The sequence below is a fragment of the Nonomuraea africana genome, assembly GCF_014873535.1.
GTDB lineage: Bacteria > Actinomycetota > Actinomycetes > Streptosporangiales > Streptosporangiaceae > Nonomuraea > Nonomuraea africana.
In genome coordinates this window covers 7,367,324-7,390,553 of record NZ_JADBEF010000001.1, presented here as the reverse complement: position 1 = coordinate 7,390,553, position 23,230 = coordinate 7,367,324, and the positions used below count along the sequence as shown (strand labels likewise).

23 protein-coding genes, 2 tRNA genes, 1 other RNA gene and 1 pseudogene are annotated in these 23,230 nt (G+C 69.1%); 17 read left to right on the top strand and 10 right to left on the bottom strand.

Going from position 1 to position 23,230, the window contains the following annotated elements; translation table 11 throughout:
- The first annotated feature begins 138 nt into the window (after positions 1–138).
- The 4 genes from H4W81_RS35135 to H4W81_RS35120 all read left to right on the top strand — a co-directional run bounded on the left by H4W81_RS35135 (position 139) and on the right by H4W81_RS35120 (position 1,713).
- Positions 139–648: a tRNA adenosine deaminase-associated protein gene (locus tag H4W81_RS35135; RefSeq protein WP_183653300.1), complete on the top strand. Its 510-nt coding sequence runs from the start codon at positions 139–141 to the stop codon at positions 646–648.
- 16 nt (positions 649–664) lie between these two features.
- Entirely contained in the window at positions 665–1,144 is a 480-nt protein-coding gene (locus tag H4W81_RS35130; protein ID WP_192778729.1) for a tRNA adenosine deaminase-associated protein, read from the top strand.
- A 28-nt stretch (positions 1,145–1,172) separates the two neighbouring features.
- Positions 1,173–1,613 (top strand): tRNA adenosine(34) deaminase TadA, encoded by a 441-nt coding sequence (gene tadA / locus H4W81_RS35125; RefSeq protein ID WP_192778728.1) that lies wholly within the window; start codon positions 1,173–1,175, stop codon positions 1,611–1,613.
- Between the two features lie 10 nt (positions 1,614–1,623).
- Positions 1,624–1,713 (top strand) — tRNA-Ser (locus H4W81_RS35120).
- Between the two features lie 83 nt (positions 1,714–1,796).
- On the opposite strand, the gene H4W81_RS35115 is transcribed toward H4W81_RS35120, so the two are convergent.
- Together H4W81_RS35115 and ypfJ are read right to left on the bottom strand one after the other, a co-directional pair.
- Positions 1,797–2,093: a type II toxin-antitoxin system VapB family antitoxin gene (locus tag H4W81_RS35115; protein WP_192778727.1), complete on the bottom strand. Its 297-nt coding sequence runs from the start codon at positions 2,091–2,093 to the stop codon at positions 1,797–1,799.
- A 58-nt stretch (positions 2,094–2,151) separates the two neighbouring features.
- Positions 2,152–3,003, bottom strand: a complete 852-nt coding sequence (ypfJ, locus tag H4W81_RS35110; RefSeq protein WP_192778726.1) for a KPN_02809 family neutral zinc metallopeptidase — start codon at positions 3,001–3,003, stop codon at positions 2,152–2,154.
- 85 nt (positions 3,004–3,088) lie between these two features.
- On the opposite strand from ypfJ, the gene H4W81_RS35105 reads away from it, so the two are divergent.
- The gene (locus H4W81_RS35105; RefSeq protein WP_192778725.1) at positions 3,089–3,727 is read left to right on the top strand and encodes a LysE family translocator; all 639 of its coding nucleotides are present in this window, start codon (positions 3,089–3,091) and stop codon (positions 3,725–3,727) included.
- 4 nt (positions 3,728–3,731) lie between these two features.
- Here the strand turns inward: H4W81_RS35105 and H4W81_RS35100 are convergent, their stop codons facing one another.
- From H4W81_RS35100 to H4W81_RS35080, 5 genes are read right to left on the bottom strand one after another with little or no spacing between them, the layout of a single operon-like run.
- A complete protein-coding gene (locus tag H4W81_RS35100) occupies positions 3,732–4,715 on the bottom strand; it encodes an aldo/keto reductase (RefSeq protein ID WP_192778724.1) in 984 nt (327 codons plus the stop codon).
- 54 nt (positions 4,716–4,769) lie between these two features.
- The gene (locus H4W81_RS35095) at positions 4,770–5,606 is read right to left on the bottom strand and encodes a TIM barrel protein (RefSeq protein ID WP_192778723.1); all 837 of its coding nucleotides are present in this window, start codon (positions 5,604–5,606) and stop codon (positions 4,770–4,772) included.
- An 11-nt stretch (positions 5,607–5,617) separates the two neighbouring features.
- Positions 5,618–6,454 carry a carbohydrate ABC transporter permease gene (locus H4W81_RS35090; RefSeq protein WP_192778722.1) on the bottom strand — a complete coding sequence of 279 codons (837 nt, stop codon included), beginning with the start codon at positions 6,452–6,454 and terminating at the stop codon, positions 5,618–5,620.
- On the bottom strand, positions 6,448–7,335 hold the full coding sequence (locus H4W81_RS35085) for a carbohydrate ABC transporter permease (RefSeq protein WP_318782195.1): 888 nt from the start codon (positions 7,333–7,335) through the stop codon (positions 6,448–6,450). Before H4W81_RS35085 ends, H4W81_RS35090 begins: the two co-directional genes overlap by 7 nt.
- 4 nt (positions 7,336–7,339) lie before the next feature.
- Positions 7,340–8,647 carry an ABC transporter substrate-binding protein gene (locus H4W81_RS35080; RefSeq protein WP_192778721.1) on the bottom strand — a complete coding sequence of 436 codons (1,308 nt, stop codon included), beginning with the start codon at positions 8,645–8,647 and terminating at the stop codon, positions 7,340–7,342.
- A gap of 204 nt (positions 8,648–8,851) precedes the next feature.
- Here H4W81_RS35080 and H4W81_RS35075 point away from each other — a divergent pair, with 204 nt between their 5' ends.
- The 3 genes from H4W81_RS35075 to H4W81_RS35065 all read left to right on the top strand — a co-directional run bounded on the left by H4W81_RS35075 (position 8,852) and on the right by H4W81_RS35065 (position 12,164).
- Positions 8,852–9,856 carry an SIS domain-containing protein gene (locus H4W81_RS35075; protein ID WP_225958945.1) on the top strand — a complete coding sequence of 335 codons (1,005 nt, stop codon included), beginning with the start codon at positions 8,852–8,854 and terminating at the stop codon, positions 9,854–9,856.
- A gap of 76 nt (positions 9,857–9,932) precedes the next feature.
- Positions 9,933–11,051 (top strand): PfkB family carbohydrate kinase, encoded by a 1,119-nt coding sequence (locus tag H4W81_RS35070; RefSeq protein ID WP_225958944.1) that lies wholly within the window; start codon positions 9,933–9,935, stop codon positions 11,049–11,051.
- A 12-nt stretch (positions 11,052–11,063) separates the two neighbouring features.
- On the top strand, positions 11,064–12,164 hold the full coding sequence (locus H4W81_RS35065; RefSeq protein WP_192778720.1) for a LacI family DNA-binding transcriptional regulator: 1,101 nt from the start codon (positions 11,064–11,066) through the stop codon (positions 12,162–12,164).
- A gap of 50 nt (positions 12,165–12,214) precedes the next feature.
- On the opposite strand, the gene H4W81_RS35060 is transcribed toward H4W81_RS35065, so the two are convergent.
- Complete coding sequence (locus H4W81_RS35060; protein WP_192778719.1) at positions 12,215–12,703, bottom strand: hypothetical protein; 489 nt, start codon at positions 12,701–12,703, stop codon at positions 12,215–12,217.
- 151 nt (positions 12,704–12,854) lie between these two features.
- On the opposite strand from H4W81_RS35060, the gene H4W81_RS35055 reads away from it, so the two are divergent.
- The gene (locus H4W81_RS35055) at positions 12,855–13,250 is read left to right on the top strand and encodes a VOC family protein (protein ID WP_192778718.1); all 396 of its coding nucleotides are present in this window, start codon (positions 12,855–12,857) and stop codon (positions 13,248–13,250) included.
- A 257-nt stretch (positions 13,251–13,507) separates the two neighbouring features.
- Entirely contained in the window at positions 13,508–13,795 is a 288-nt protein-coding gene (locus tag H4W81_RS35050; RefSeq protein WP_192778717.1) for a hypothetical protein, read from the top strand.
- Between the two features lie 133 nt (positions 13,796–13,928).
- Here H4W81_RS35050 and H4W81_RS35045 read toward each other — a convergent pair.
- A tRNA-Ser gene (locus H4W81_RS35045) sits at positions 13,929–14,016 on the bottom strand.
- Positions 14,017–14,099: 83 nt separating this feature from the next.
- Between H4W81_RS35045 and ffs the strand changes: the two genes are divergently transcribed.
- Positions 14,100–14,195: signal recognition particle sRNA small type (ffs, locus tag H4W81_RS35040), an RNA gene on the top strand.
- A 31-nt stretch (positions 14,196–14,226) separates the two neighbouring features.
- A pseudogene (locus H4W81_RS47915) lies at positions 14,227–16,095 on the top strand (DNA polymerase III subunit gamma and tau); the annotation flags it as partial.
- 1,526 nt (positions 16,096–17,621) lie between these two features.
- Here H4W81_RS47915 and H4W81_RS35030 read toward each other — a convergent pair.
- Positions 17,622–19,019, bottom strand: coding sequence for a helix-turn-helix domain-containing protein (locus H4W81_RS35030; RefSeq protein WP_192778715.1), 1,398 nt, complete (start codon positions 19,017–19,019; stop codon positions 17,622–17,624).
- Positions 19,020–19,352: 333 nt separating this feature from the next.
- On the opposite strand from H4W81_RS35030, the gene H4W81_RS35025 reads away from it, so the two are divergent.
- The 5 genes from H4W81_RS35025 (at position 19,353) to H4W81_RS35005 (ending at position 23,230) form a co-directional block, all read left to right on the top strand.
- A complete protein-coding gene (locus tag H4W81_RS35025) occupies positions 19,353–19,703 on the top strand; it encodes a YbaB/EbfC family nucleoid-associated protein (protein ID WP_192778714.1) in 351 nt (116 codons plus the stop codon).
- A gap of 2 nt (positions 19,704–19,705) precedes the next feature.
- A complete protein-coding gene (recR, locus tag H4W81_RS35020) occupies positions 19,706–20,305 on the top strand; it encodes a recombination mediator RecR (RefSeq protein WP_192778713.1) in 600 nt (199 codons plus the stop codon).
- On the top strand, positions 20,298–20,828 hold the full coding sequence (locus H4W81_RS35015) for a DUF5063 domain-containing protein (RefSeq protein ID WP_192778712.1): 531 nt from the start codon (positions 20,298–20,300) through the stop codon (positions 20,826–20,828). The genes recR and H4W81_RS35015 overlap by 8 nt, the downstream gene beginning before the upstream one ends.
- A gap of 72 nt (positions 20,829–20,900) precedes the next feature.
- The gene (locus H4W81_RS35010; protein ID WP_192778711.1) at positions 20,901–22,175 is read left to right on the top strand and encodes an aspartate kinase; all 1,275 of its coding nucleotides are present in this window, start codon (positions 20,901–20,903) and stop codon (positions 22,173–22,175) included.
- Positions 22,172–23,230: an aspartate-semialdehyde dehydrogenase gene (locus H4W81_RS35005; protein ID WP_192778710.1), complete on the top strand. Its 1,059-nt coding sequence runs from the start codon at positions 22,172–22,174 to the stop codon at positions 23,228–23,230. Before H4W81_RS35010 ends, H4W81_RS35005 begins: the two co-directional genes overlap by 4 nt.

Below are 23,230 nucleotides of genomic sequence, written 5' to 3'. Positions count from 1 at the left end.
GACAACGCTATCTTGTGTGGAAGGTACCGGCACGTCGCGTACTTGGATTTGATCACAATTTGGTCGGAGGGCCCTACGCTCAGTGGACGCTTCTGGAAGCATTGAAGGTCGTAGAGGCCACGTCGGGTGGGGTGGACGATGACAGACGAAGATGCGCTCGACTTCGCCATCGTGGTCTATCGAGAGGACGAGTGCTGGGATGCCGAACTGCTTCCCGTGGCTCTCACCTCCGATCTCCACGGGCTGATCCACGCGCTGAAACAGCAACCGAGCGAGAGCGGCACCATCGGTCTGGTGGCCGTCGGTGACGAGTTCTTCGTGGCGTTGCGCGTGCTGGGCGATCGGGTGGACGTGTTCCTCTCCGACATCGCCGCTTCGTGGGACTACCCGCTGGCGCAGCAGGTTCTCGAATACCTCGACGTGCCCGTCCCCGACGAGGACGAGCTCGACGAGATCCTCCAGGACGAGGACACCGTGCTGCCCGCGGGAGATCTGTCGATCTTCGTGGACCTCGGATTGGACGAGATGGAGCTGGGCATCCTCTCCGGTGACATCGACCTCCACCCCGAGGACGTGCTGTCCAGCATCGCCGCGCGGCTCGGTTTCTCCGAGCCGTTCGAGCGCGCCATCGACTCGGTCTTCGGCTGACCTCGGGAGCACCGGCATGCCCTCCAGCGCCATCTTCTCGGCCGCATTCGTCAGGACGCCCGAAGGGTGGAGCGGCGCGGAGGTCGACCTGGGCGACGCGGAGATCGTCGACGACCTCGGCGACGCCGTCCAGGAGAGCCTCGGCCTGACCGGCGACGAGCTCGCGCTGCTGTGCGTCGAGGTCGAGGACGAGTGGTTCGCCATCGCCCGCTACCGGGGCGACGAGGAGCCGAGGGTCTTCCTCTCCGACGCCCAGGCGGGCCTTGCCGGCCCGCTGGGCGAGCTGTTCGCCGAGTTCGCCGGCGTCGCCCCCGACAGAGAGAACCCCGACCTCGGGGTACGGCCCGCGGGCGACTTCGAGCTGCTGAGCGACTTCGGCGTCAGCAAGGAGGAGCTGCTCGAGCTGAGCATGGAGGAGGGCGTGCTGCCCGCCGACATCCTCTCGGTGATCGCCGAGCGGCTGGCCTTCGCCGACGAGCTCGACCGCCTGCGGTGAACTCGTGGTGAGCCCGTGGGAGGGCGCCATGCGTCTCGCGCTGGAGCAGGCCGAGCTGGCCGGACAGCGGGGCGAGGTCCCCGTGGGCGCGGTGGTGGTGGGAGCCGAGCCCCCCGACGTCCTCGCCAGGGCGGGCAACGACAGGGAGTCCGGTCACGACCCCACCGCGCACGCGGAGATCCTGGCCCTGCGCGGGGCCGCCGCCGCGCTGGGCTCCTGGCGGCTGAGCGGGTGCACGCTCGTCGTCACGCTCGAACCCTGCACGATGTGCGCGGGCGCCGCGGTGCTGTCCCGCGTCGATCGCATCGTCTACGGGGCGGTCGACGCCAAGGGCGGGGCGGTCGGGTCGCTGTGGGACGTCGTGCGCGACCGGCGGCTCAACCATCGGCCCGAGGTGATCCTCGGTGTTCTGGAGGAGGAGTGTTCCTCCGTACTCAAGAAGTTCTTCGCTACTCGGAGAATCCGGTAAGCTCGTCGGCGGTGGTGTCGCCTAGTGGCCGAGGGCGCACGCCTCGAAAGCGTGTGATGGGGCAACTCATCCGTGGGTTCAAATCCCACCACCACCGCCACCACGAAGGCCCCTGAACCGCAGTCGGTTCAGGGGCCTTCGGCGTGTCCGGCGGGGATTCCGAGCCGGGCGGTGTGGTGCCGGTCAGGAGGGCAGCTCCAGCACCCTGGCGTGCAGGATGGAGCGCTGGTGGAGCGCGGCGCGCAGGGCGCGGTGCAGGCCGTCCTCCAGGTAGAGCTCGCCCTGCCACTGCACGACGTGCGGGAACAGGTCACCGTAGAAGGTGGAATCGGCGGCGAGCAGCGAGTGCAGGTCGAGCATGGCCTTGGTGGTGACCAGGGAGTCGAGCCGGACCTGCCTCGGCGGGATCTGAGCCCACTCGCGACTGCTCAGACCGTGTTCGGGATAAGGGCGTCCGTCGCCGACCAACTTGAAGATCACCCCATTGAGTTTAGAAGAGAATTCGCATGTTTGCGTTATTCACTGCTCCCGCCGCAGGTCAGACGCCCTTCCGAAAGGTGTCGCATTCGTCAGGATTGCCGGTTCGATAGCCGGTGCCGAACCACGTGACGCGCTGTTCGGAGGTGCCGTGCGTGAACGCCTCGGGGTCGACCCGGCCCTGGGTGCGCTCCTGGATCCGGTCGTCTCCCACCGCGGCCGCGGCGTCCAGCGCCTGCCGGATGTCGGACTGGGTGAACGGCTTCTCGTAGAACCCGGTGTCCACGGCGTGCTTGGCCCAGACGCCCGCGAAGCAGTCAGCCTGCAGCTCCAGCTTCACCGCGCCGCTGTCGGGGCCCTGGCGGTCCTGCCCGACGCGCTCCATCTGGCCGGTCAGGTTCTGCACGTGGTGACCGTACTCGTGGGCGATGACGTACGCCTGGGCGAAGGGGCCGCCCTCCGCGCCGAACCTCGACTGGAGCTGGTCGAAGAAGCTCAGATCGAGATAGACCTGCTGGTCACGCGGGCAGTAGAAGGGGCCGACGGAGGAGTCGGCCGCCCCGCAGCCGGTGTTGACGGCCTGGGCGAACAGCACGGTCTTGGCCTGCTGGTAGCCGTCGAGATGGCCCCAGTAGTCCTGGATGCTGTTGACCACGCCGACGACCCTGCACTCCTCGGACTGGTCGGCGTCGGCGCCCGTCCTGCACTGCTCGGACAGGTTCGAGGTGGGCTGCAGTCCGGCCGGATCACTGCCCGTGATGTCGCCGGGGTTCACCCCGAATATCACGGCCGCGATGAGCGCGATGATGCCGGCGATGCCGCCCCCGATGGTCAGTCCCCCACCGGGGATACGGCGGCCGCCGCGCTGCTCGACCTGTGAGGCGTCGAGCTGGGCCTCGTCTCGGAAATCCATGCCCCGCACCTGCCCTCCAGGCCGCGGATCAGTCAGATGCCGCCGGTGAAGGTGTCGCAGCGGCCCTGGTCGCTATGGTGTGCATATGACGGGCGGACTTATCGGGATCACATTGGTCTCTCTCGGCATGGTGCTCACACCAGGGCCGAACATGATTTATCTGATTTCTCGGTCTATTACCCAAGGCAGGCGCGCGGGCCTCGTCTCGCTGACGGGCGTCGTCCTCGGGTTCACGATCTATCTGACCGCGACCTGTCTCGGCCTGACCGCGATCTTCGCCCTCGTGCCCGCCGCCTACACCGCGCTGAAGCTGGCCGGCGCCGCCTACCTCGGGTGGCTGGCGTGGAAGGCGCTCAAGCCCGGCGGCGGATCGGTGTTCGAGACGCGCGAGCTCGAGCACGCCTCCAATCGCAGGCTCTTCTCGATGGGCCTGCTCACGTGCCTGCTCAACCCGAAGATCGCGATCCTCTACCTCTCGCTGCTGCCCCAGTTCATCGACCCCGCCGCCGGTCACGTCCTGCTGCAGAGCCTCGCGCTCGGGTCGGTCCAGATCGTCGTCGCCACCACGGTCAACGGCCTGATCGCCATCACTGCGGGCACCCTGGCCGCCTTCCTCGCCGCCCGTCCGCTGTGGCTGCGGATGCAGCGCTACTTCATGGGCACCGTCCTCGGCGGCATGGCCATCCACCTGGCCACGGACCGCTCCCGCGCCATCGCGGCGTGAGCGGCTACCAGCGGTGGTGCACCTGCGCGCGGATCCTCCCGTCATAGATCTCCCGTACGGCACGCAGCGCCGCCTCGGGTAGCGGCGCGAGCGCCGCGGCCGCCGCGTTGGCCCGGGCCTGCTCGGGCGAGCGGGCGCCGGGGATGACGGTGGTCACGCCGGGCTGCTGGATGATCCAGCGCAGCGCGGTCTGCGCGGGGGTGGCGCCCTCGGGTGCCAGCGCGGCGAACTCCGCGGCCGCCTCGACCCCGGTCGCGAAGTCCACCCCCGAGAACGTCTCGCCCTGGTCGAACGACTCGCCGTGCCGGTTGTAGGTGCGGTGATCGTCGGCGGGGAACGCGGTGTCCTTGGTGTACCTGCCGGAGAGCAGTCCCGAGGCGAGCGGCACGCGGGCGATGATCCCCACCCCCGCCTCGGCGGCGGCCGGGAGCACCTGCTCGAGCGGCTTGAGCCTGAAGGCGTTGAAGATGATCTGTACGCTGGCCGTCCCCTGCCGCGCGATCGCGGTCAGCGCCTCCTCACAGGTCTCGACGCTCACCCCGTAGGCGGCGATCCTGCCCTCCTCGACCAGCGTGTCCAGCGCGTCGAAGATCGCGTCGGCGGAGTAGACCGGCGTCGGGGGGCAGTGCAGCTGCACCAGGTCGAGGCGGTCCACCCCCAGGTTCGCGCGGGACCTGTCCGTCCACGCGCGGAAGTTGTCGAGGGTGTAGAGCGCCGGGTCGAGCGCCACCCTGCGGCCCATCTTGGTGGCGACCAGGAGGCCGGCGTCGGGACGGTCGCGCAGGTAGGCGCCGATCAGCTGCTCGCTGCGGCCGTCGCCGTACACGTCGGCGGTGTCGAAGAAGGTCACGCCCGACTCGACGGCCGCGTCGAGGACGGCCAGCGCGTCCTTCTCCGTCACCTCGCCCCAGTCCGCGCCGAGCTGCCACGTGCCGAGCCCGACGACCGAGACCTTCTGGCCGGTCCTGCCGATGATCCGTTGTTCCATGCCCTCAGCATCGGCGGCGTGGCCGTCGGCTGTCCAATCGCCCTATCTCGTCGCCTATCTCGGCAGTGCGTACGTCACCGCCGACAGGCAGCGCTCGACGACGGGCCTGGGGCCGAACGCGTATGAGCCGTCGCCGAAGAGCTCGAACGTCATGTGCCCGCCGTACCCCCTGCGTTCCAGCGCGGACAGGTACGCGGCGAGCGGCAGCTCGCCGTCGCCCCACGCCAGGTGGCCCGCAGGACTGCCGTCGATGAGGTGCACGTGGCGCACCCGGTCGCCGAGGGAGTCGAAGTAGTCGTCGACGCCCTCTCCGGCCACCGCCATGCCCACGGTGTCGAGCACGGCGCCCAGGTTCGGCGAGCCGATCTCGTCGAGCATCCTGGCGAGCGTCCGCGAGTCGTTGACGAGGTTCGACTCCACGCGCTGGAGCGGTTCGAGCACGCAGGCCACCCCCAGCGTCCCGGCGTAGGCGGTGATCTCGCCGATGGCGTCCACCGAACGACGCCAGGCCGCCTCCAGCGGCTCGTCCTCGAAGCCCCGTCCGGGGGTCAGCAGGAGCAGCTCGGCCCCGAGCTCCGCGCCCAACTCGGCGGCGCGGCGGAACATCGCGATGCTCGCCGCCCGCAGCCATGTGACCGGCGAGGCCACGTTGACCGGGTAGGACACCTGCTCAGGCGTGAGGCAGTGCACGCCGAGCCCGCGCGACGCGGCCGCGCGGCGGACGGCCCGCGCCTCGGCGTCGCTCACCTGCGGGACGTGGAAGTGCGGCGCGATGCCCCACAGCTCCAGCCGCTCCCGGCCGAGATCGGCGGCGTCGTCGAGGAAGCGCTCGAACGGCAGGTGCTGGTAGCCGAAGTTCGAGCCGGTGAGCTGCTGGAGGGAGAGGGTCATGGGGAGCTCCGTTACTTGCCGATTCCGTCAGCGAGGCCTTTGACGATGTAACGCTGGCCGAAGAAGAAAAGCAGCACCACGGGGACGGCCGCGATCACCATGCCGGCGAAGACGACGGGGTAGTCGGTGCCGTGCTTGCTCATCAGGCTGGTCAGACCCACGGGAAGAGTCTGCACGCCGCTGCCGCTGGTGAACACCATCGCGAAGAGGTACTCGTTCCAGGCGAACAGCACGTGCAGCAGGACCGTCGAGGTGATGATCGGCTTGCTCATCGGCAGGATGATCCGCCAGAACGCGGTCCACCGGCCGGCGCCGTCCATCTCGGCGGCCTCGTCGACTTCGCGCGGGAGATCGATCATGTAGGCGCGGATGAGGAAGGTGGTGAACGGCACCCGGAAGGCCGTGTACAGGATGAGCAGCGCCCAGAAGCTGTTGTACAGCCCCATCGCCTGGAACATCTTCACCAGGGGGACGAGCGCCACGGTCGGGGCGAGCATGAGCCCGCCGAGGATCAGCGCGGTGATCGCCTTGTTGAACGGGATGGCGACCCTGGTCAGGCCGTAGGCGGCCCAGGCGCTGACGAAGACGGTGACGATCGTCGACGTCACCGTGACGAGCACGCTGGTGGTGAGGTAGTCGCTGACCCCCCGGTTCCACGCCTTCTGGTAGTTCGCGAAGCTCCAGTCGACGGGCAGCGCGAACGGGTTGCCGAACAGCTCGGCGTTGGACTTGAACCCGTTGAGCGCCATCCACAGCAGCGGGTACAGCACGACCACGGCGAGGCCGAGCAGGAAGGCCCACATGAACACGCGTGCGATCACGCCGAGGAAGCTCAGGCGTCTCACCATTCCACCCTTCTCCTGCGGGTGACCCACAGCTGCGCCATGGCGACGCCGAGCGTGATCACGAAGATCACCGTCGCGATCGCGGCGGCGTAGCCGAAGTTGTTGCGGACGAAACCGCTGCGGTAGAGCCAGGTGCCCATGACCTGCGTCGAGTTGTTCGGCCCTCCGCTGGTCATGACCATGACCTCGTTGAACACCTGGAACGCCCCCGAGATGGTGACCATCGTCATGAGTCCCGTCATCTCGCGAACCAGCGGGACCGTGACGTGGACGAAACGGCGGATCGGGCCGGTGCCGTCGATGGCGGCCGCGCCGTACAGCTCGGCGGGGATGCGCTGGATGGCGACCGCGAACAGCAGGGTGGAGTACCCGAAGCCCTGCCACTGGCTCATCGCGATGATCGCGAGCATCGCGGTGCTCTCCTGGCCCAGCCACGACTGGTCGACCAGCCCGAGCCCCACCGCCTCGAGCGCGTGGTTGAGCGGGCCGAGGTTCGGCTCGTAGATGAAGTAGAAGAGCAGGCCCGCGACCGTCAGCGAGATGGCCGAGGGAAGGAAGTAGATCGCCCTGAGGCTGCGCCGCCACCGGTCGCTGCGGATGCTCTCGATGAGCGCGGCCAGCAGCAGCGCGCCGAAGACCTGGAAGACGATCGAGATCACCGCGTAGAGCAGGTTGTTCCCGAACGAGGACCAGAAGATCGGGTCGTCGAGGAGCTTGGCGTAGTTGTCGAGCCCGACGTACTCCTGGTCTCCGCTGTAGATGTCCCACTTGAGCGTGCTGAACCCGAAGTTCTGCACGAGCGGCAGGTAGACGAACACCCCGACGAGCACGAGGGCGGGGACGACCCACGCGAGCCCGAGCGTCCGCTGGACGATGGCGCGCACCGGACTACTTGGCAGACTCTGAGGCCTGGCGGACGCTCTCGAGCACCTGCTCGGGCTTCTTGCCGCCGGTGATGAGCGCCTCGCCGCCCGCCAGCCACGCGTCGGCGACCTCGGGCACCGTCACCATGTCCAGCCAGCTGGCCAGCTCGGGCGCCTGGTTGACCAGTTCGATCCCCTCGTAGACGGCCTTGCTCGAGGTCTCGGGGGTGACGGCGCCGACGACCGTGCTCGGCTGGCCGTACGGGGGAGAGGAGAGGGTCTTCGCGTTCTCCTTCGAGGTGACGAACTTCATGAAGTCGACGGCGAGCGCGGCGCGCGGCGACTTGGCGTTGACCAGGTAGCCCTCGGGCGCGCCCTCGATCACCTTGGGGTTGCCGGCCGCGCCGGCGGGGACCGGCAGCGGGAAGATGCCGAAGTTCTCGGGGGTGAGCCCGCGGCCGGCCGTCGTGCTGTCGAACTCCAGGATCTCCTGGTAGTACATGGCGGCCTTGCCGTTGGAGAAGGCCTCCTGCGCCGAGGTGTAGAGCACGCCGTTGGTGCCGCTGCCGGTGTCGGTGCAGGTGTCGACGAGGGTCTTGAACTGCTTCAGCGCGGTGACGTAACCGGTGTGGTCGAGCTTGGCCGTCGCGGGGTGGAAGTCGGCGCGCAGGGTGGCGCTCGGCACGTTGTAGGCGAAGAGCTGCTGGAGGTAGTGCAGCGCGGGCCAGCCGTCCTTGTTGCCGAAGGCGATGGGCTCGTATCCGGCCTTGCGTAGCGTCTCGCAACTGCCGATGAGCTCCTCGAAGCTGGTGGGCACCTTGACGCCCGCCTTGGTGAAGGCGGCCTTGTTGTAGCCCATGAACTTGCCGTTGTTGTACAGCGGGATGCCGTAGTAGCGCCCGTCGTAGGCGAAGGCCGACAGGGAGGCCTTGCTGAAGGTCTTGCCCCACTCGGTGTCGGGGCCGATCACCTTGGTGAGGTCGGCCGCGCGACCGCCGCGGACGTAGTTCTCCGCCCAGTTGCCGGTCCAGGTGAAGTAGATGTCAGGCAGCGCGTCCGAGGCGGTCAGCGTCTTCGACTTGTCCTTGATGCTCTGGTCGGTCTCCTGGATGAGCTCGACCTTCACCCCCGGATGCTGCTTCTCGTAGGCGGCGGCCAGCTTCTCGAAGTACGGGCTCAGCGGGTCGCCCGCGAACTTGGTGAGGACGCTGAGCGTGCCGGAGTACTCCGGCTTCGCCGTGACGTCGGCTGCGGGAGCCTTGCCCGAGCCACCGGAGCAGCCGGTGAGGGCGAGCGTTCCGAGCAGTGCCGCGAACGTCGTCAGTGGGCGCATGGGCTTCCTTTCTCTCGGGGGGAGAGGGGGCGCTTGGTGAGGGCTGACTGTACAGAGGAACTGATACCGGTACCAGACTCACAGCCAAGATCTTTATAAACATGGCTCTGAACTGCGGGATTGACGTCACCGGTTTCTCTGTGTCAGCGTGATCCCCGCGTGATACCGGTCTCAGGTTGACCGAACCACTCCCGAAAGGACGCGATGATGCTCGGATTCAACGAGCCCGAATTCCTCTCACAGACGGCGAGCGCGGTGGCCCTGCGCCCCCAGATCGAGGAGCTCGTCGACCGCCTCGTGGACGAGGGGTTCGACAACCTCTTCCTCGTCGGCGCGGGCGGCACGTATGCCCAGATGTGGCCGTACGAGCACCTCGCCAGGCGTGGCTCGAGCCTTCCCGTGCGGTCCGCGATCGCGGCGGAGCTGATCGTCTCCGGTGACGCCACCCTGGGCGAGCGCTCGGTGGCGATCTTCACCTCGGTCTCGGGCACCACCGACGACAGCATCCGCGCCATCGAGTACTGCAAGGCCAGGGGCGCCTACACGATCGGTTTCACCGGCTACGCCGACTCACCCGTCGCCAAGAGCGTCGACGTGGCGCTCATCTCCGAGCCCAAGACGTGGCCCTTCGACATGCAGATGCTGCTGTTCATGGGACGGCTGCTCGCCCGCAGGGGCGAGTTCGACGGCTACGAGAAGCTCGCCGACGAGCTCGCCGGCATCCCGGGCGTCCTGGTCGAGGTGGCGAAGCAGGCCGAGCCCGTGGCCGCCGCCTTCGCCGAGGCCCACAAGGACACCGACTACCACTTCCTGGTCGGCGGCGGAAACCTCTGGGGATTCACCTACCTCTACTCCATGTGCATCCTCGAGGAGATGCAGTGGCTGCGCACCACCAGGGTGCACAGCGCCGAGTTCTTCCACGGCTCGCTCGAGCTGATCGAGAAGGACACCAGCGTGATCATCTTCCAGGGCGAGGACGAGACCCGCCCCCTCACCGACCGGGTCGAGGCCTTCGCCAGGCGTGTCTCGAACGACGTCACCGTCTTCGACACGAAGGACTACCCGCTCGAGGGCGTCAGCCCCGAGTTCCGCGGCCTGCTCGCCCCGCTGGTGCTCGACACCGTGCTGAGCAGGGTCAGCAAGCACCTGGAGCGGGTTCGCGACCACTCGCTCGACCTGCGCCGCTACTACCGGGTCATGGAGTACTGAGCACCTCGGTGCCCCGCCTGGACCACCTGGGCGGGGCGCGCACCCTCGCCCTCACTCGCCCGCGCACAGGAGAACCATGAGAGTCCTCGGCTTCGGTGACAACATCGTCGACCGGTTCGTCGACCGCGGCATCGACTACCCGGGCGGCAACAGCGTCAACGTCGCCGTCTACGCGCGCAGACTCGGCCTCGACGCGGCCTACCTCGGGGTCTTCGGCGACGACGACCTCGGCAGCTTCCTGCGCGAGTCGATCGCCGCCCAGGGGGTCGCCGTCGACCGCTGCGCGGTGAAGGAGGGGGAGAGCGGCGTCTCCACGCTGCGCGTCGACGATGGCGACCGGATCTTCCTCGGCTGGAACGGCGGCGGCGTCACCGTCAGCGAGCCGCTGGTGCTCGACGACGACCTGCTCGACTACGTGTCGTCCTTCGACCTCGTCCACTCGAGCGTCTACTCCCGCAGCGAGAGCGAACTGCCCAAGCTGGCGGGGCTCGGGCCGCTGGTGAGCTTCGACCTCTCCAGCGAGGAGGAGTTCCGCACACCCGCCTATCTCGATCGGGTCTGCCCGCACGCCGACCTGCTGCTGCTCTCCTGCTCCCATCTCGACGAGGCCGCCACGCGCGCCCTGCTCGCCAATGCCGTACGGCGGGGCGCGGGCATGGCGCTCGCCACTCGGGGGGTGGAGGGGGCGATCGCCCACGACGGACGCGTCACGGTGGCGGTGGCGGCTCGGCCGGTAGGGGAGGAGGAGGTCGTCGACACGATGGGCTGCGGCGACGCCTTCCTGGCCGGCTTCGCCGTCTCGCTCCTGCGCAGCGGCTGGTCAGCGAGGCCCCCCTCGTTCGGCGCCTCGGGCTCGGGGAGCTCGGGCTCGTCGGCCGCGGGGGGCGCGGCAGGGTCATCGACGTCGACCGGCTCGGGCGGCTCAGACTCAGAGACCTCCGTGCGCTCGGAGGGCGCGGCAGGCTCGAAGACGTCGACCGGCTCGGCGACCTCTGCGAGTTCGGCGGGGGCGCGGGCTGCGCGGTTCGCGCGGACGGGGTCCTCGCCGGCGGAGGGCGCGATCGAGCGGGCTCTGCATGACGGCGCCGCGGCCGCGTACGACCAGTGCTTCGTCGAAGGGGCCTTCGGCTACGGCCGGGCCACCGTGACACCGCCCGTGGCTAGCATGTGGCGAGCCGCCGAACACGAGAGATGAGGGACGCCATCCATGCCAGCTGACCGGGGCCGTGCGGCGGGGCCGCCGACGATCTCCGAGGTGGCCGCCGAGGCAGGTGTCGGCCGCGCCACCGCGGCCAGGACCCTCGGCGGGTATGGGTACGTCAGTCCCGAGCTGCGCGAGCGGGTGCTCGCGGCGGCCGAGAAGCTCGGCTACCGCACGAACGCGCTCGCCCGCAGCATGTCGACGGGCGTGAGCCACACCCTCGGGGTGATCGTCGCCGACATCGGCAACCCCTTCTTCGCCGGTGTCGTGCGAGGGATCTCCGACACCTCCCGTGCCAGAGGTTTCGACACGATCGTGCTGAGCACCTACGAGGACCTCGACGAGGAGGTCGCGGCGACGAACGTGCTCATCGACAAGCGCGTCGACGGCGTCATCATCGCCTCGGCGGCCGTCGACCGTACGGAGGTGGCCCACATCAAGGCGGCGATGGACCGCGGCATCCCCGTCGTCCTCGTCGACCGCGCCGTCGCCTCGCTCGACCTCGACGCCGTCGTCATCGACAACCGCGACGCGGCCAGGGAGGCGGTCGAGGTGCTCATCACGGCGGGCCACCGCCGTATCGGGTTCGTCTGGGGCCCGCCGGTGGCGCAGGCCCCCGCGACCCGGCGCGGACTGCTCACCGCGGCCTCCCGCAACCTCTGGACGGACGGCGAGCGCCTGCGCGGCTACCTCGACGCGCTCGACGACGCCCGCATCCCCTTCGACCCCGACCTCGTGATGGTCGGACGCAAGACGGAGGAGCGGGCGACCGAGGAGGTCGCCCGCATGCTGGCCCTCCCCGACCGCATCACCGCGGTGTTCTGCACCGAGACCGACGCGGTAACCGGCGCCCTGCGAGCCCTCCGTACGGCGGGGCTGTCCTGCCCGCGTGACGTCGCCCTGATCGGCTTCGACGACAGCTCATGGGCGGCGGTCATGGAGCCGCCCCTCACGATGATCGAACAGCCCGTGCACCAACTGGGCGCGAAGGCGGCGGAGGTACTGCTCGACACCATCGCGGGCACCGAACCCCGCAGGGAGATGCACACCCTGAGCTCCCGCCTCATCCTGCGCTCCTCGGTGGCCCCACCCCCCGCAGGGAGCTAGGTCAGCCTTGTCGAGGCTGAGAAGCGCCATCGCGATTGGGGGGCGGCCTCCTACCTCGGCAAGGGTTTCGCCCTCGTGACCTCCGCTGACGCAGCGGTGATGAACTCCTCGACCGCCTCACGCACAGCGTCGCCCCGCTGGGTCAGAGCGGCCCGCTCCGTGGAATCGTGCATGTCGGCCACGAGGGTCATGGCGTTCTCCGCAAGGCGCGTGATCTCGGGGTCATCGGCCAGGAGGCGAACCCGATAGAGAGAGTGCCATGACGCCGCGCGAAGCCGGTACGACGTCGCCTTGGCCTCGTCATAGGCCGCGCTCTCCCTGCCCTCGAACCTCAGCAAGGCGCGGTTGTACTGGGCGGAGCGGAATTCGAGGACGGTCCCGGCGAACCCGCTGTAGACCGCCATTCGTTCCTCACGGAGGCGCGCGGAGATCGTGAACTGTTCGGCTCTCTGGGCGGTCCTCTGCTGGAAGAGGTAGGTGACGAGTGAACCTAAGAGGGTTCCCCCGATCGCGAAGAGCCCGGCGAGGACGGCTTCCATGGGACTCAGTTGATCACAGTCGAGAGGCCGATCGGGGCCCAAAGCCGGAGGGGCCATGCCGATGATCTCGACATGACCTGTCTGAGCTGGGCCCTACCTTCCTGTGCCATGGCGCGAGGTCGGCGTCGGCCGCACTGGCAGGATGATCAGGATGAGTCTCAAGGAGATCCGTAATTTCGACTACACGATCCTGCTCTGCGAGAAGATGAAGGAGACGAGAGCCTTCTACAAGGACGTGATGGGCTTTCCCCTCGAACTCGACCTCGAAAACTGGGTGACCTTCAGGGTGGGCGTCACGTTGCTGACGCTGCGGCCAAGGGGGCGGGGGCCGGCCTGGGACGACGACGGCCCCTCAGTGTCAGGGGCCGCGGCTGTCCAGCTCGCGTTCCGCGTGCCACCCCCTGCCGTGGACGCCTGCCATGCGGAGCTGGTCACCAAGGGCGTCACCATCGTCAGGGAACCGACCGACCTGCCCGAGTGGCGGCACCGGACGCTGTTCTTCCGCGATCCCGAAGACAATGTGATCGAGATCTACGCCGAGTACTGAGCGAGCCCGGCGTTCCATGCTGGTCACGATGTGGTCAGCCCATTTGCTGACGATGAGCCGTCCTACGCCTACGCGGAGGACCTCCGGTTGTCGGCTGGGGGATGAAGGCGGACATCCGCCGCCGCCCGCGGATGAGACGGTGGCGTCGGAGGAATTGGACGTCTGACCCGAACGTGCGGAATCCCTTGCCCGGCTGGCTCTTTGGGCGGGCGCACGGTGCCATCGGTTGGAAGTGAGGGTGAGTGAAGCGGCGGAGCATGGCCTTCCTGCTGATTCTGGCGTTGGCGGCGATGCCGACGCTCAGCACCAGCGCTCCACCAGATTGCGGAGTGCAACCCCTCGCAGATGCCGAACACCTCTCGCGGGAGGCGCTGTTCCTGGAGGCGATGCGGAAGGCAGAGGCTCTCCTGCCCAGCCCGACTCCGTCCGTGATGGTGTCCAGGGGCTACGTGCCCGATGTGAAGGTTGGGACTGTGGCGCCCATGGGAGTGGAGATCGTAGAGCCGCCGGGCTGTCCCGAGATCAGCGATCAATATCCGGAATAGGCTAGCGCGCCGGTACCAGCACGTCACGGATGCCGTTCGGGACACAGTGGTGCTTTGGGAGTCGGCGAACGACCTCGAAGGGCCACAAAGCCGAAGGGGCCATGCCGATGATCTCGGCATGGCCCCTTCGAACTGGCGGAGGATAGGAGATTTGAACTCCTGAAGGGTTGCCCCTTACACGCTTTCCAAGCGTGCGCCCTCGGCCACTAGGCGAATCCTCCGTCGAGAAGCTTACCGGACTCTTCGCGATGAAGAGACCACGATTTAGCGTGAGCGAGCACTGCCGTACGGGGCTAGACTGTCGTAGGACCCCTCGCGCGGCGTCATCCTGTGAACCTCCCCAGGGCCGGAAGGCAGCAAGGATAAGCGGGCTCTGGCGGGTGTGCGAGGGGTCTCTTCATTGGAAGCCCCCTCGCAGGCGGGATGGTCGCATGAGTCTTGCGCTTTACCGCAAGTACCGGCCCGGAACCTTCGCCGAGGTCAAGGGTCAGGAACACGTCACCGATCCCTTGCGGCAGGCGCTGCGCACCGGCCGGATCAACCACGCCTATCTCTTCAGCGGTCCGCGCGGGTGCGGCAAGACTTCCAGTGCGCGCATCCTGGCGCGCTCCCTCAACTGTGCGAAGGGCCCGACGCCCGACCCCTGCGGCGAGTGCGAGTCGTGTGTGGCGCTCGCCCCCACGGGTCCTGGTCACCTCGACGTCATCGAGATCGACGCGGCCTCCCACGGCGGCGTCGACGACGCGCGCGACCTGCGCGAGCGGGCGTTCTTCGCCCCCGTCTCGGCGCGCTACAAGATCTACATCATCGACGAGGCGCACATGGTGACCCGCGAGGGTTTCAACGCGCTGCTCAAGCTCGTCGAGGAGCCCCCGCCGCACCTGAAGTTCATCTTCGCGACGACCGAGCCCGAGAAGGTCATCGGCACGATCAAGTCGCGCACCCACCACTACCCGTTCCGGCTGATGCCGCCCGCGACGCTCAAGGCGCTGATGGAGGAGATCCTCACCTCCGAGAGCGTCCCCTACGAGCCTGCCGCGCTGCCGCTGGTCGTCAGGGCGGGCGCGGGCTCCGCGCGTGACTCGCTGTCCATCCTCGACCAGCTCCTCGCCGGAGCCGATGACGACGGCATCACCTACGCCAAGGCCGTCTCCCTGCTCGGCTACACCGACGGCGACCTGCTCGACGAGGTGGTCGACGCCTTCGCCAGGCGCGAGGGGGCCGCGGTCTTCCACACCGTCAACCGGGTCATCGAGGGTGGGCACGACCCGCGCAGGTTCGCCGCCGACCTGCTCGAACGCTTCCGCGACCTGGTGATCCTCGCCAACGTCCCCGAGGCGGCGACCAGCGGCCTGCTCGACCGTCCCGCCGACGAGCTCGAACGCCTCGTCGCCCAGGCCGCCTCGATGGGTCCCGCCGAGCTGACCCGTGCGGCCGAGCTGTTCAATGCGGGCCTCACCGAGATGCGCGGCGCCACGTCGCCCCGGTTGCTGCTCGAGCTGATGTGCGCGCGGGTGCTGCTGCCCGGCGCTGCCCAGGGCGAGGGCGCGCTGCTGGCCCGCCTCGAACGCCTGGAGCGCGGCGGCGTGGTCGCCCAGATGGCGTCCCGTCCAGCCCCTGGTGGTACGGCAGGCACCCACGGCGCCGGAGCCGCGGCCGGCTCCTACGGCGAGCCTGCTGCTTCCATGACGACGTCCGGGCCTTCCGGGGCGGCTGCCGCTTCCGGCGACGCCGCCGGTTCCCCGGCCGCCGTCACCTCCGATGCGGGATCCGGGCAGGCGGGTACGGCGTCCGCCCCCTCGGGCGCGGCGGCGCCGAGCACCCCCGGGACGGGGGGCACTGGTTCGGGCGCTCCCGGTGTGATGGGGGCCGCCTCTGGCTCCGGCGCGGCCAGTGCAGGGGACGACTGGCCGGAGACGGTCAGGCCTGGAGCTCCCACGCCGCAGCCCGAGCAGCCGGTTCAGCAGGCTCCCGCCTACGCTCCGCCCGCTGCCGGTGGTGCGGGGCAGTTGCAGCAGCAGTGGCCCGCCGTTCTGGCCGCGCTGAAGAAGCGCAGCATCGTCGTCTGGGCGAACGTCAACACCAACGCCCAGGTGGTCGGCGTCGAGGGCAACGTCGTCACGCTGGGGTTCAGCCAGGTCGGCGCGATGAAGAACTTCACCGGTGGCGGCAAGGACGCCGTCGTGGCCGGTGCGCTGGGCGACGTCCTGGGCGGCACGTGGCGAGTCGAGGCGGTGGTCGGGGGCTCACCCGCGCCGCAGGGTCGCCCGCCTCAGCCCGGTCCCGGCGCTCCCCAGGCTCCGCATGGCGGGCCGAGCGGTGGCCCCGGTGTCTCACCCGGCGGTCCTGGTGTCTCGCCCGGCGGCTTTCAGGGTGGTCCCGCCGGGAACGGCGGCCATGGCGGCGCTCCCGCTGGAACCGGTGTCGCCGGAACTGGTGTCGCTGGAGGCGGTGCTCCTGAGGAGGCTGCTTCGACCGGCGGCTTTGCCGGTGGTGCCGCGGTAGCTGGTGTCCCAGGTGGCGACGCCTATGGAGGCGCGCCCGGTGCGGGCGTTCCCAGCGGAGGTGCTGCCGGAGGAGTGCCCGGTGCCGGCGTTCCTGGCGGAGGTGCTTCCGGAGGCGCGCCTGGCGCAGGTGTTCCCGGGGGAAGCGCTTCTGGGGGAGTGCCTGTTCCTGGTGTTCCCGGGGGAGGTGCTTCCGCAGGAGCGCCGGGGGCAGGTGTTCCCGGGGGCGGCGTTGTCGGAGGCGCGTCCGGTGCAGGCGCTCCTGCGGGCGCATCGAGCGTGGGCGTCGCTGGAGTCGGGGTTCCTGAGGGCGCTGCTTCTGGAGCCGTTGCTCCCGGCGGCGGTTTTCCCGGAGGGGGTGCTTCCGAGGGCCTCGGTGACGGGGGTCAGGGAGGCGTGTCCGGTGGCGATCAGCGGGAGCGGCTGACCACCGACGAGTCCTGGCCGCAGGCGCCCGACGATCCGGATCCTGGCATGCCGCCCATGCCGAGCCCCACGCAGGGGACGAGCCGATCCTCAGGTTCTGCGCAGGCGGCCCGGACGCCCAGCCCCGGTCTGGCGGCGGCGCGGTCGGCGGCGAAGGCCGCGGCCCAGGCGGCGGCGCAGGCGGGTCCCCGTGTGCCCGCGTCCCGGCAGGGTGGCGGCTCGGGCGGGTGGCCCGACGCGATTCCTGGACGGCAGCGCGGTCCCGAGTCCGACGACGTCGACCCGCTCAACGACGCCAACGCGGATGTCGACGAGCTCAGCGGCATGGCCTTGCTCCAACGCGAACTCGGCGCCCAAATGATCGGCGAAATCGACCACACCTGATCGACCATCCGGGGATCGGCCATTCTGAGGACCAACCTCCGAGGGCCGACCTTCCGAGCGATCGGAACCGGCCTCCAGGGTGCTGGTTTCTCGGGGGCTGGTTGCCTCCGGGTCGGCTTCCCAAAGGGTGCTGGTTGCTCGGGGGGTCGGATTCTCAGACGTGCTGGTTTTCAGGGTCGGGCTTCCCGCGAGGTTGATCCCCAGGGCGTGGCTGTCCAGGCGCGTCGGTATCCCGGGAATGGCCCTTCCGTTGGGGTGGCCAGCCATGGGCGCTCGGTAATGCGTATCCCTGGACAGACCCCGGCCCCGTGACCAGCGGGGCGCTCAAGGGTGCCTGCCGTACAGAGAGAGCAGTCACCGGGAGAACGCTGTGACCAGCGGGCGGTGCCTGTCGTGCAGAGAGAGCGGTCACCGGGAGAAAGCTGTGACCAGCGGGCGGTGCCTGTCGTGCAGAGAGGGCGGTCACCGGGAGAAAGCTGTGAGCAGCGGGCGGTGCCTGCCGTACAGAAAAGTCAGGGAGAGAGGCGCGCGCGGGCGGCGGCGGCGCGGTGGTCGGAGGAGGGGAGGGCGGCGGCGACGCGTTCGAGGATCTGGAAGTCGTCACGCCCATTGGCCGTCTGCGCGTACGTCCACAGGTCGTCGGCCGAGCCGTGGGTGAGGAGGCTCGTGCGTACCTGCACCTCCAGCTCGTCGCGAGCGCTGCGGATCTCGGGTGACTCCGAGCGCGGCAGCAGCGGCCCCGTGTACGCCCGGGCGACGGCCTCGTGGTCGTTGGCCGCCAGCAATGGCTTGAGTTCGAGGAAGTCGGCGGACAGGGGCGCGACCAGCCGGTACGGCTTGGCCGCCACCGCCTCGCCGAGCTGCGCGCGCAGCCGGTAGATCTCGGGCCTGATCGTGGCGGGGTTACCGTCCTCGCCATAGAGGTAATAGGAGAGTTGCTCCGCGGTAAGGCCCGAGGGGTACAGCGCGAGCAGGGTCAGGATCTCGGCGTGGCGCAGCGAGAGCGTCAGGTAGCGGTCACCGTAGCGGGCGATGGGCGGCCCCTCGCCGAGGAAGGCGAGGCGCAGCGGCAGCGCCTCCGCCTGGGAGACGGGCCGCAGGAGGAAGCCGTCGAAGAACGGCTCGAGGATTCCGGCCTGGCAGGCCATGTCGCCCGGCTCGGGGAGGGTGATTCGCGCGCCGAGCCTGCCCCAGTGGTCGCCCGCGAGGACCCGTCCCGTCTTGGTGATCAGGACGCCCTCGCGCTGGACGAGCGAGTCGTATCTCCTGCGCAGCCGCTCGTCGCGTTCGTGCATCATCAGCGCGAGCCGCGCCTCGGCCAGCTTGGCCGTGGTGGCGACGAGCGCGACGGTCGCGGGGTGGAGGCTGCGGGTGGTGCCGCTGACGTCGACGCAGCCGAGCACGGTGTCGGTGTCGGGGTCGATGATCGGCGCGGAGCTGCACGACCAGCAGTGGAGCACGCGCAGCAGGTGCTCCTCGGAGTAGACGTGGACGGGCTTGCGGGTGGCGAGCGCGGTGCCGATGCCGTTGGTGCCGACGGAGATCTCGGACCAGTGGTGGCCGTCGGCCAGGCCGACGATGTCGGCGCGGCGCATGGTGCCGAAGTCGCCGTCGCGCCACAGGATCCTGCCCTCGGCGTCCGTCACGATCATGATGTGCTCGGCCTCGTCGGCCATGCGTCTCAGCGTGTCCGCGAGCATGGGCAGCAGCGGCTGGAGCGGGTGCGACTGGCGGACGTCCTTGATGAGGGAGCCGTCGTACACCAGCGGCGCAGCACGGCTCTCCGGATCGACCCCAGCCTCTTTCGACCTCCGCCACGACGCGCTGATCAGCTGCCGCGGCTCTCCGACCGTCGTCTCGTGGATCCGGCGAAGCCGGCGAGAGTACGCATCGAGGTTCGCGTCACTCATCGGCCACTCCAAGTAGTCGAGCTGTACGGCGAAGCATCCGTGTTATCACCGACATCCGCAACCCATTCGGGGGATTGCTTAGGGTGATTGAATGCTCGCAACGTGTGTGCAACGTCGGTCTCGGTAGTGTCACGGCCCACGCTGACATGGTGCGGCCGCTCCGGTCGGCGTGAGGGCCGGGTCCCGGACGCTGGAGGGGGGCTGGGATCCGGCCATAAACCCCTGGTCCATGGCATGCAGATGAAACGCATGTGCTCCCCAGTACATGACGGCGCTCAGACACCGTAGGCTCGTGACAGTTAAGGACGCGGAGCAGGCGAGGAGCGCACGAAGGTGAACCCAGGGGATGTCAACCTGCAGCAGCTGCTGGAGCAGGCACAGCTCATGCAGCAGCAGCTCGTGAGCGCCCAGCAGGAGCTCAACGACGCGCAGATCGAGGGCTCGGCCGGGGGCGGCATGGTCACGGCCGTCGTCAACGGTTCAGGTGAGCTGCTCGAGCTCAAGATCAACCCGACCGTCATCGACGCCGACGACCCGCAGGACACCGCCGACACGATCGCCGACCTGGTCATCGCGGCCGTCCGCGACGCCGTGCGAGCGGCAGCCGACCTGCAGCAGGAGAAGCTCGGCCCGCTCGCCCAGGGTCTCGGCGGCGGCGGCCTCGGCCAGCTTCCCGGGCTCTAGACATGTACGAAGGGGTCGTCCAGAACCTGATCGACGAGCTGGGCCTGCTGCCGGGCGTCGGTCCCAAGAGCGCGCAGCGGATCGCCTTCCACCTGCTGGCGGCCGATCCCACCGACGTGAAGCGGCTGGCCCACGCGCTGCTCGAGGTCAAGGAGAAGGTCCGGTTCTGCCGTGTCTGCGGCAACGTCGCCTCCGAAGAGGAATGCCGGATCTGCCGCGACGCGCGGCGCGACCCTCATGTGATCTGCGTGGTGGAGGAGTCCAAGGACGTCGTCGCGATCGAGAAGACGCGCGAGTTCCGCGGCACCTATCACGTGCTCGGCGGGGCGATCAGCCCGATCGACGGCGTCGGCCCCGACGACCTGCGCATCCGTGAGCTCATGACCAGGCTGGCCGACGGCCGGGTGACCGAGCTCATCCTCGCCACCGACCCCAATCTGGAGGGGGAGGCGACGGCGACCTATCTCGCCCGGCTGGTCAAGCCGATGGGCGTGAAAGTGACACGACTGGCCAGCGGCCTGCCTGTGGGCGGTGATCTCGAGTACGCCGACGAGGTCACCTTGGGCCGCGCTTTCGAAGGACGGAGGCTGCTGGATGTCTGATCAGTGGAGCGCTCTCGCCGACGAGATCGCAGGGCACGCGCAGAACTATCTGGACGGCCTGACCAGGGTCGCGGGCGGCGAGGGCGGTGACGCGATCTGGTCGCTGCTGCTCGTGGAGGTCGCTCAGGTGAGCCTCGCGGGTGCCCAGCTCGGCGCGAGCCAGGACGTCATCCTGTCGGGCAACTGGGAGCCGCCGTTGAGCGAGGACCCGGACGTCGACGGCGTCCGTACGGCGCTGGCCGAGCGCCTCGAGGCGGTGGACGACTACGCCGAGGTGTTCGACCCCTACAAGGACACCGCCGTCACGCCGTACCGGCTGTCCGACGACCTGACCGCGGTGGCCGCCGACCTCGTCCACGGGCTGCGCCACTACCACGCGGGCCGGCCGCTGGAGGCGTTGTGGTGGTGGCAGTACTCCTACTTCAACACCTGGGGCAACCACGCGGGCGCGGCGATGCGCGCACTCCAGGCGCTGGCCGCACATTCCCGCCTGGACGTCGCAGAAGAGGCATTGTCCACATAGTGGTCCATACCATCTGCTCCATGGAAGCCCCCCAGTAGACTGGCAGCTCACAGTCCAGACTGGGAGACTCTCGTGGCGCTCGTTGTGCAAAAGTACGGTGGTTCGTCCGTCGCCGACGCGTCCTGCATCAAGCGGGTCGCGCAGCGGATCGTCACGACGAAAAAAGCCGGCAACGAGGTCGTCGTCATCGTCTCTGCGATGGGCGACACGACGGACGAACTGCTCGACCTGGCCGAGCAGGTGTCACCGCTGCCCCCTGGGCGCGAACTCGACATGCTGCTGACCGCGGGTGAGCGCATCTCGATGGCCCTGCTGGCGATGGCGATCGCCAACCTGGGCCACGAGGCGCGCTCGTTCACCGGCTCGCAGGCCGGCGTGATCACCGACTCCACGCACGGCAAGGCGCGCATCATCGACGTGACGCCGAGCCGTATCCGTGAGGCGCTCGACGAAGGCCAGATCGCCATCGTGGCCGGCTTCCAGGGCGTCTCGCAGGACACCAAGGACATCACCACGCTGGGCCGTGGTGGTTCCGACACCACCGCGGTGGCGCTGGCGGCGGCTCTGGAGGCCGACGTCTGCGAGATCTACACCGATGTCGACGGCATCTTCACCGCCGACCCCCGCATCGTGCCCCAGGCGCAGCAGATCCCCAGGATCTCCTACGAGGAGATGATGGAGATGGCCGCCTGCGGGGCGAAAATCCTGCACCTGCGCTGCGTCGAGTACGCTCGCAGGTTCAACCTGCCGATCCACGTGCGCAGCTCTTTCAGCACCAAGGAAGGCACGTGGGTCGTGGCCGACCCTTACACCGAAGGAACCGAGATGGAGCAGCCGATCATCTCCGGCGTCGCGCACGACCGGAGCGAGGCCAAGATCACCGTTGTCGGTGTTCCCGACAAGGTCGGAGAGGCTGCCGCGATCTTCAAAACGCTGTCCGAAGCCGAGATCAACATCGACATGATCGTGCAGAACGTCTCGGCGGCGGCGACGGGTCGTACCGACATCTCCTTCACGCTTCCCTCGACGGACAGCTCCACGGCGCTGGCCGCGCTGAAGCGCATCCAGGACCAGGTCGGGTTCGAGTCGCTGCAGTACGACGACCAGATCGGCAAGGTGTCGCTGGTGGGCGCGGGCATGCGCTCGCACCCCGGCGTCACCGCGACGTTCTTCGCCGCCCTCGCCGACGCGGGCGTCAACATCGAGATGATCTCCACCTCGGAGATCCGCATCTCGGTGATCGTGGGTCAGGACGGCGTCGACGCGGCCGTGGCCGCGGCGCACCGCGCGTTCGACCTCGACTCGGACCAGGTGGAAGCAGTGGTGTACGGAGGTAGCGGACGATGAGCAAGCCCACTCTCGCGCTGATCGGCGCGACCGGAGCGGTCGGCACCGTGATGCGCGAGCTGGTCTCGACCCGTGACGACGTCTGGGGCGAGATCCGTCTGGTCGCCTCGGCCCGCAGCGCGGGCAAGGTCCTCCAGGTCCGCGGCGAGGACGTCGTGGTCCAGGCGCTGGCCCCCGAGGTGTTCGACGGCGTCGACGTCGCCATCTTCGACGTCCCCGACGAGGTGTCGGCCGAGTGGGTGCCGGTGGCCGCCGCCCGCGGCGCCATCGCCATCGACAAGTCGGGCACGTTCCGGATGGAGCCCGACGTCCCGCTGGTCGTCCCCGAGGTGAACCCGCTCGACGCCCGTAACCGGCCGCGCAACATCATCTCGACGCCCAACTGCACCACGCTGTCGATGATGGCCGCGATCGGCGCGCTGCACGCGGAGTACACGCTCAAGGAGCTCGTCGTCGCCTCCTACCAGGCGGTGTCGGGCGCGGGCGTGGCGGGCCCCGCCCGGCTCTACGACGAGATCGAGGCGCTGGCGGGCGACCGCACGGTCGGCCAGAGCGCCGGTGACGTGCGCAAGGCGCTGGCCAACAAGCTCGAGGCCGACTCGCCGTTCCCCGCGCCCATCGCGTTCAACGTGGTGCCGTGGGCGGGCTCGTACAAGGAGGGCGGCTGGGCCTCCGAGGAGCTGAAGCTGCGCAACGAGTCACGCAAGATCCTCGGCATCCCCGACCTCAAGGTCTCGGCCACCTGCGTGCGGGTGCCGGTCGTCACCACGCACTCGCTGGCCGTCCACGCCAGGTTCGAGCGCGAGATCACGGTGGCCGACGCGCACCGCATCCTGGAGGCCGCGCCGACCGTGGTCCTCATGGACGACCCGGCCAACGGCGTGTGGCCGACGCCGGTCGACGTGGTGGGCACCGACCCGACCTACATCGGGCGCATCCGCCAGGCGGTCGACTTCCCGAACACGCTCGACATGTTCGTGTGCGGCGACAACCTGCGTAAGGGCGCGGCCCTCAACGCGGCGGAGATCGCCGAACTGGTGGCCGCCGAGTTCTGA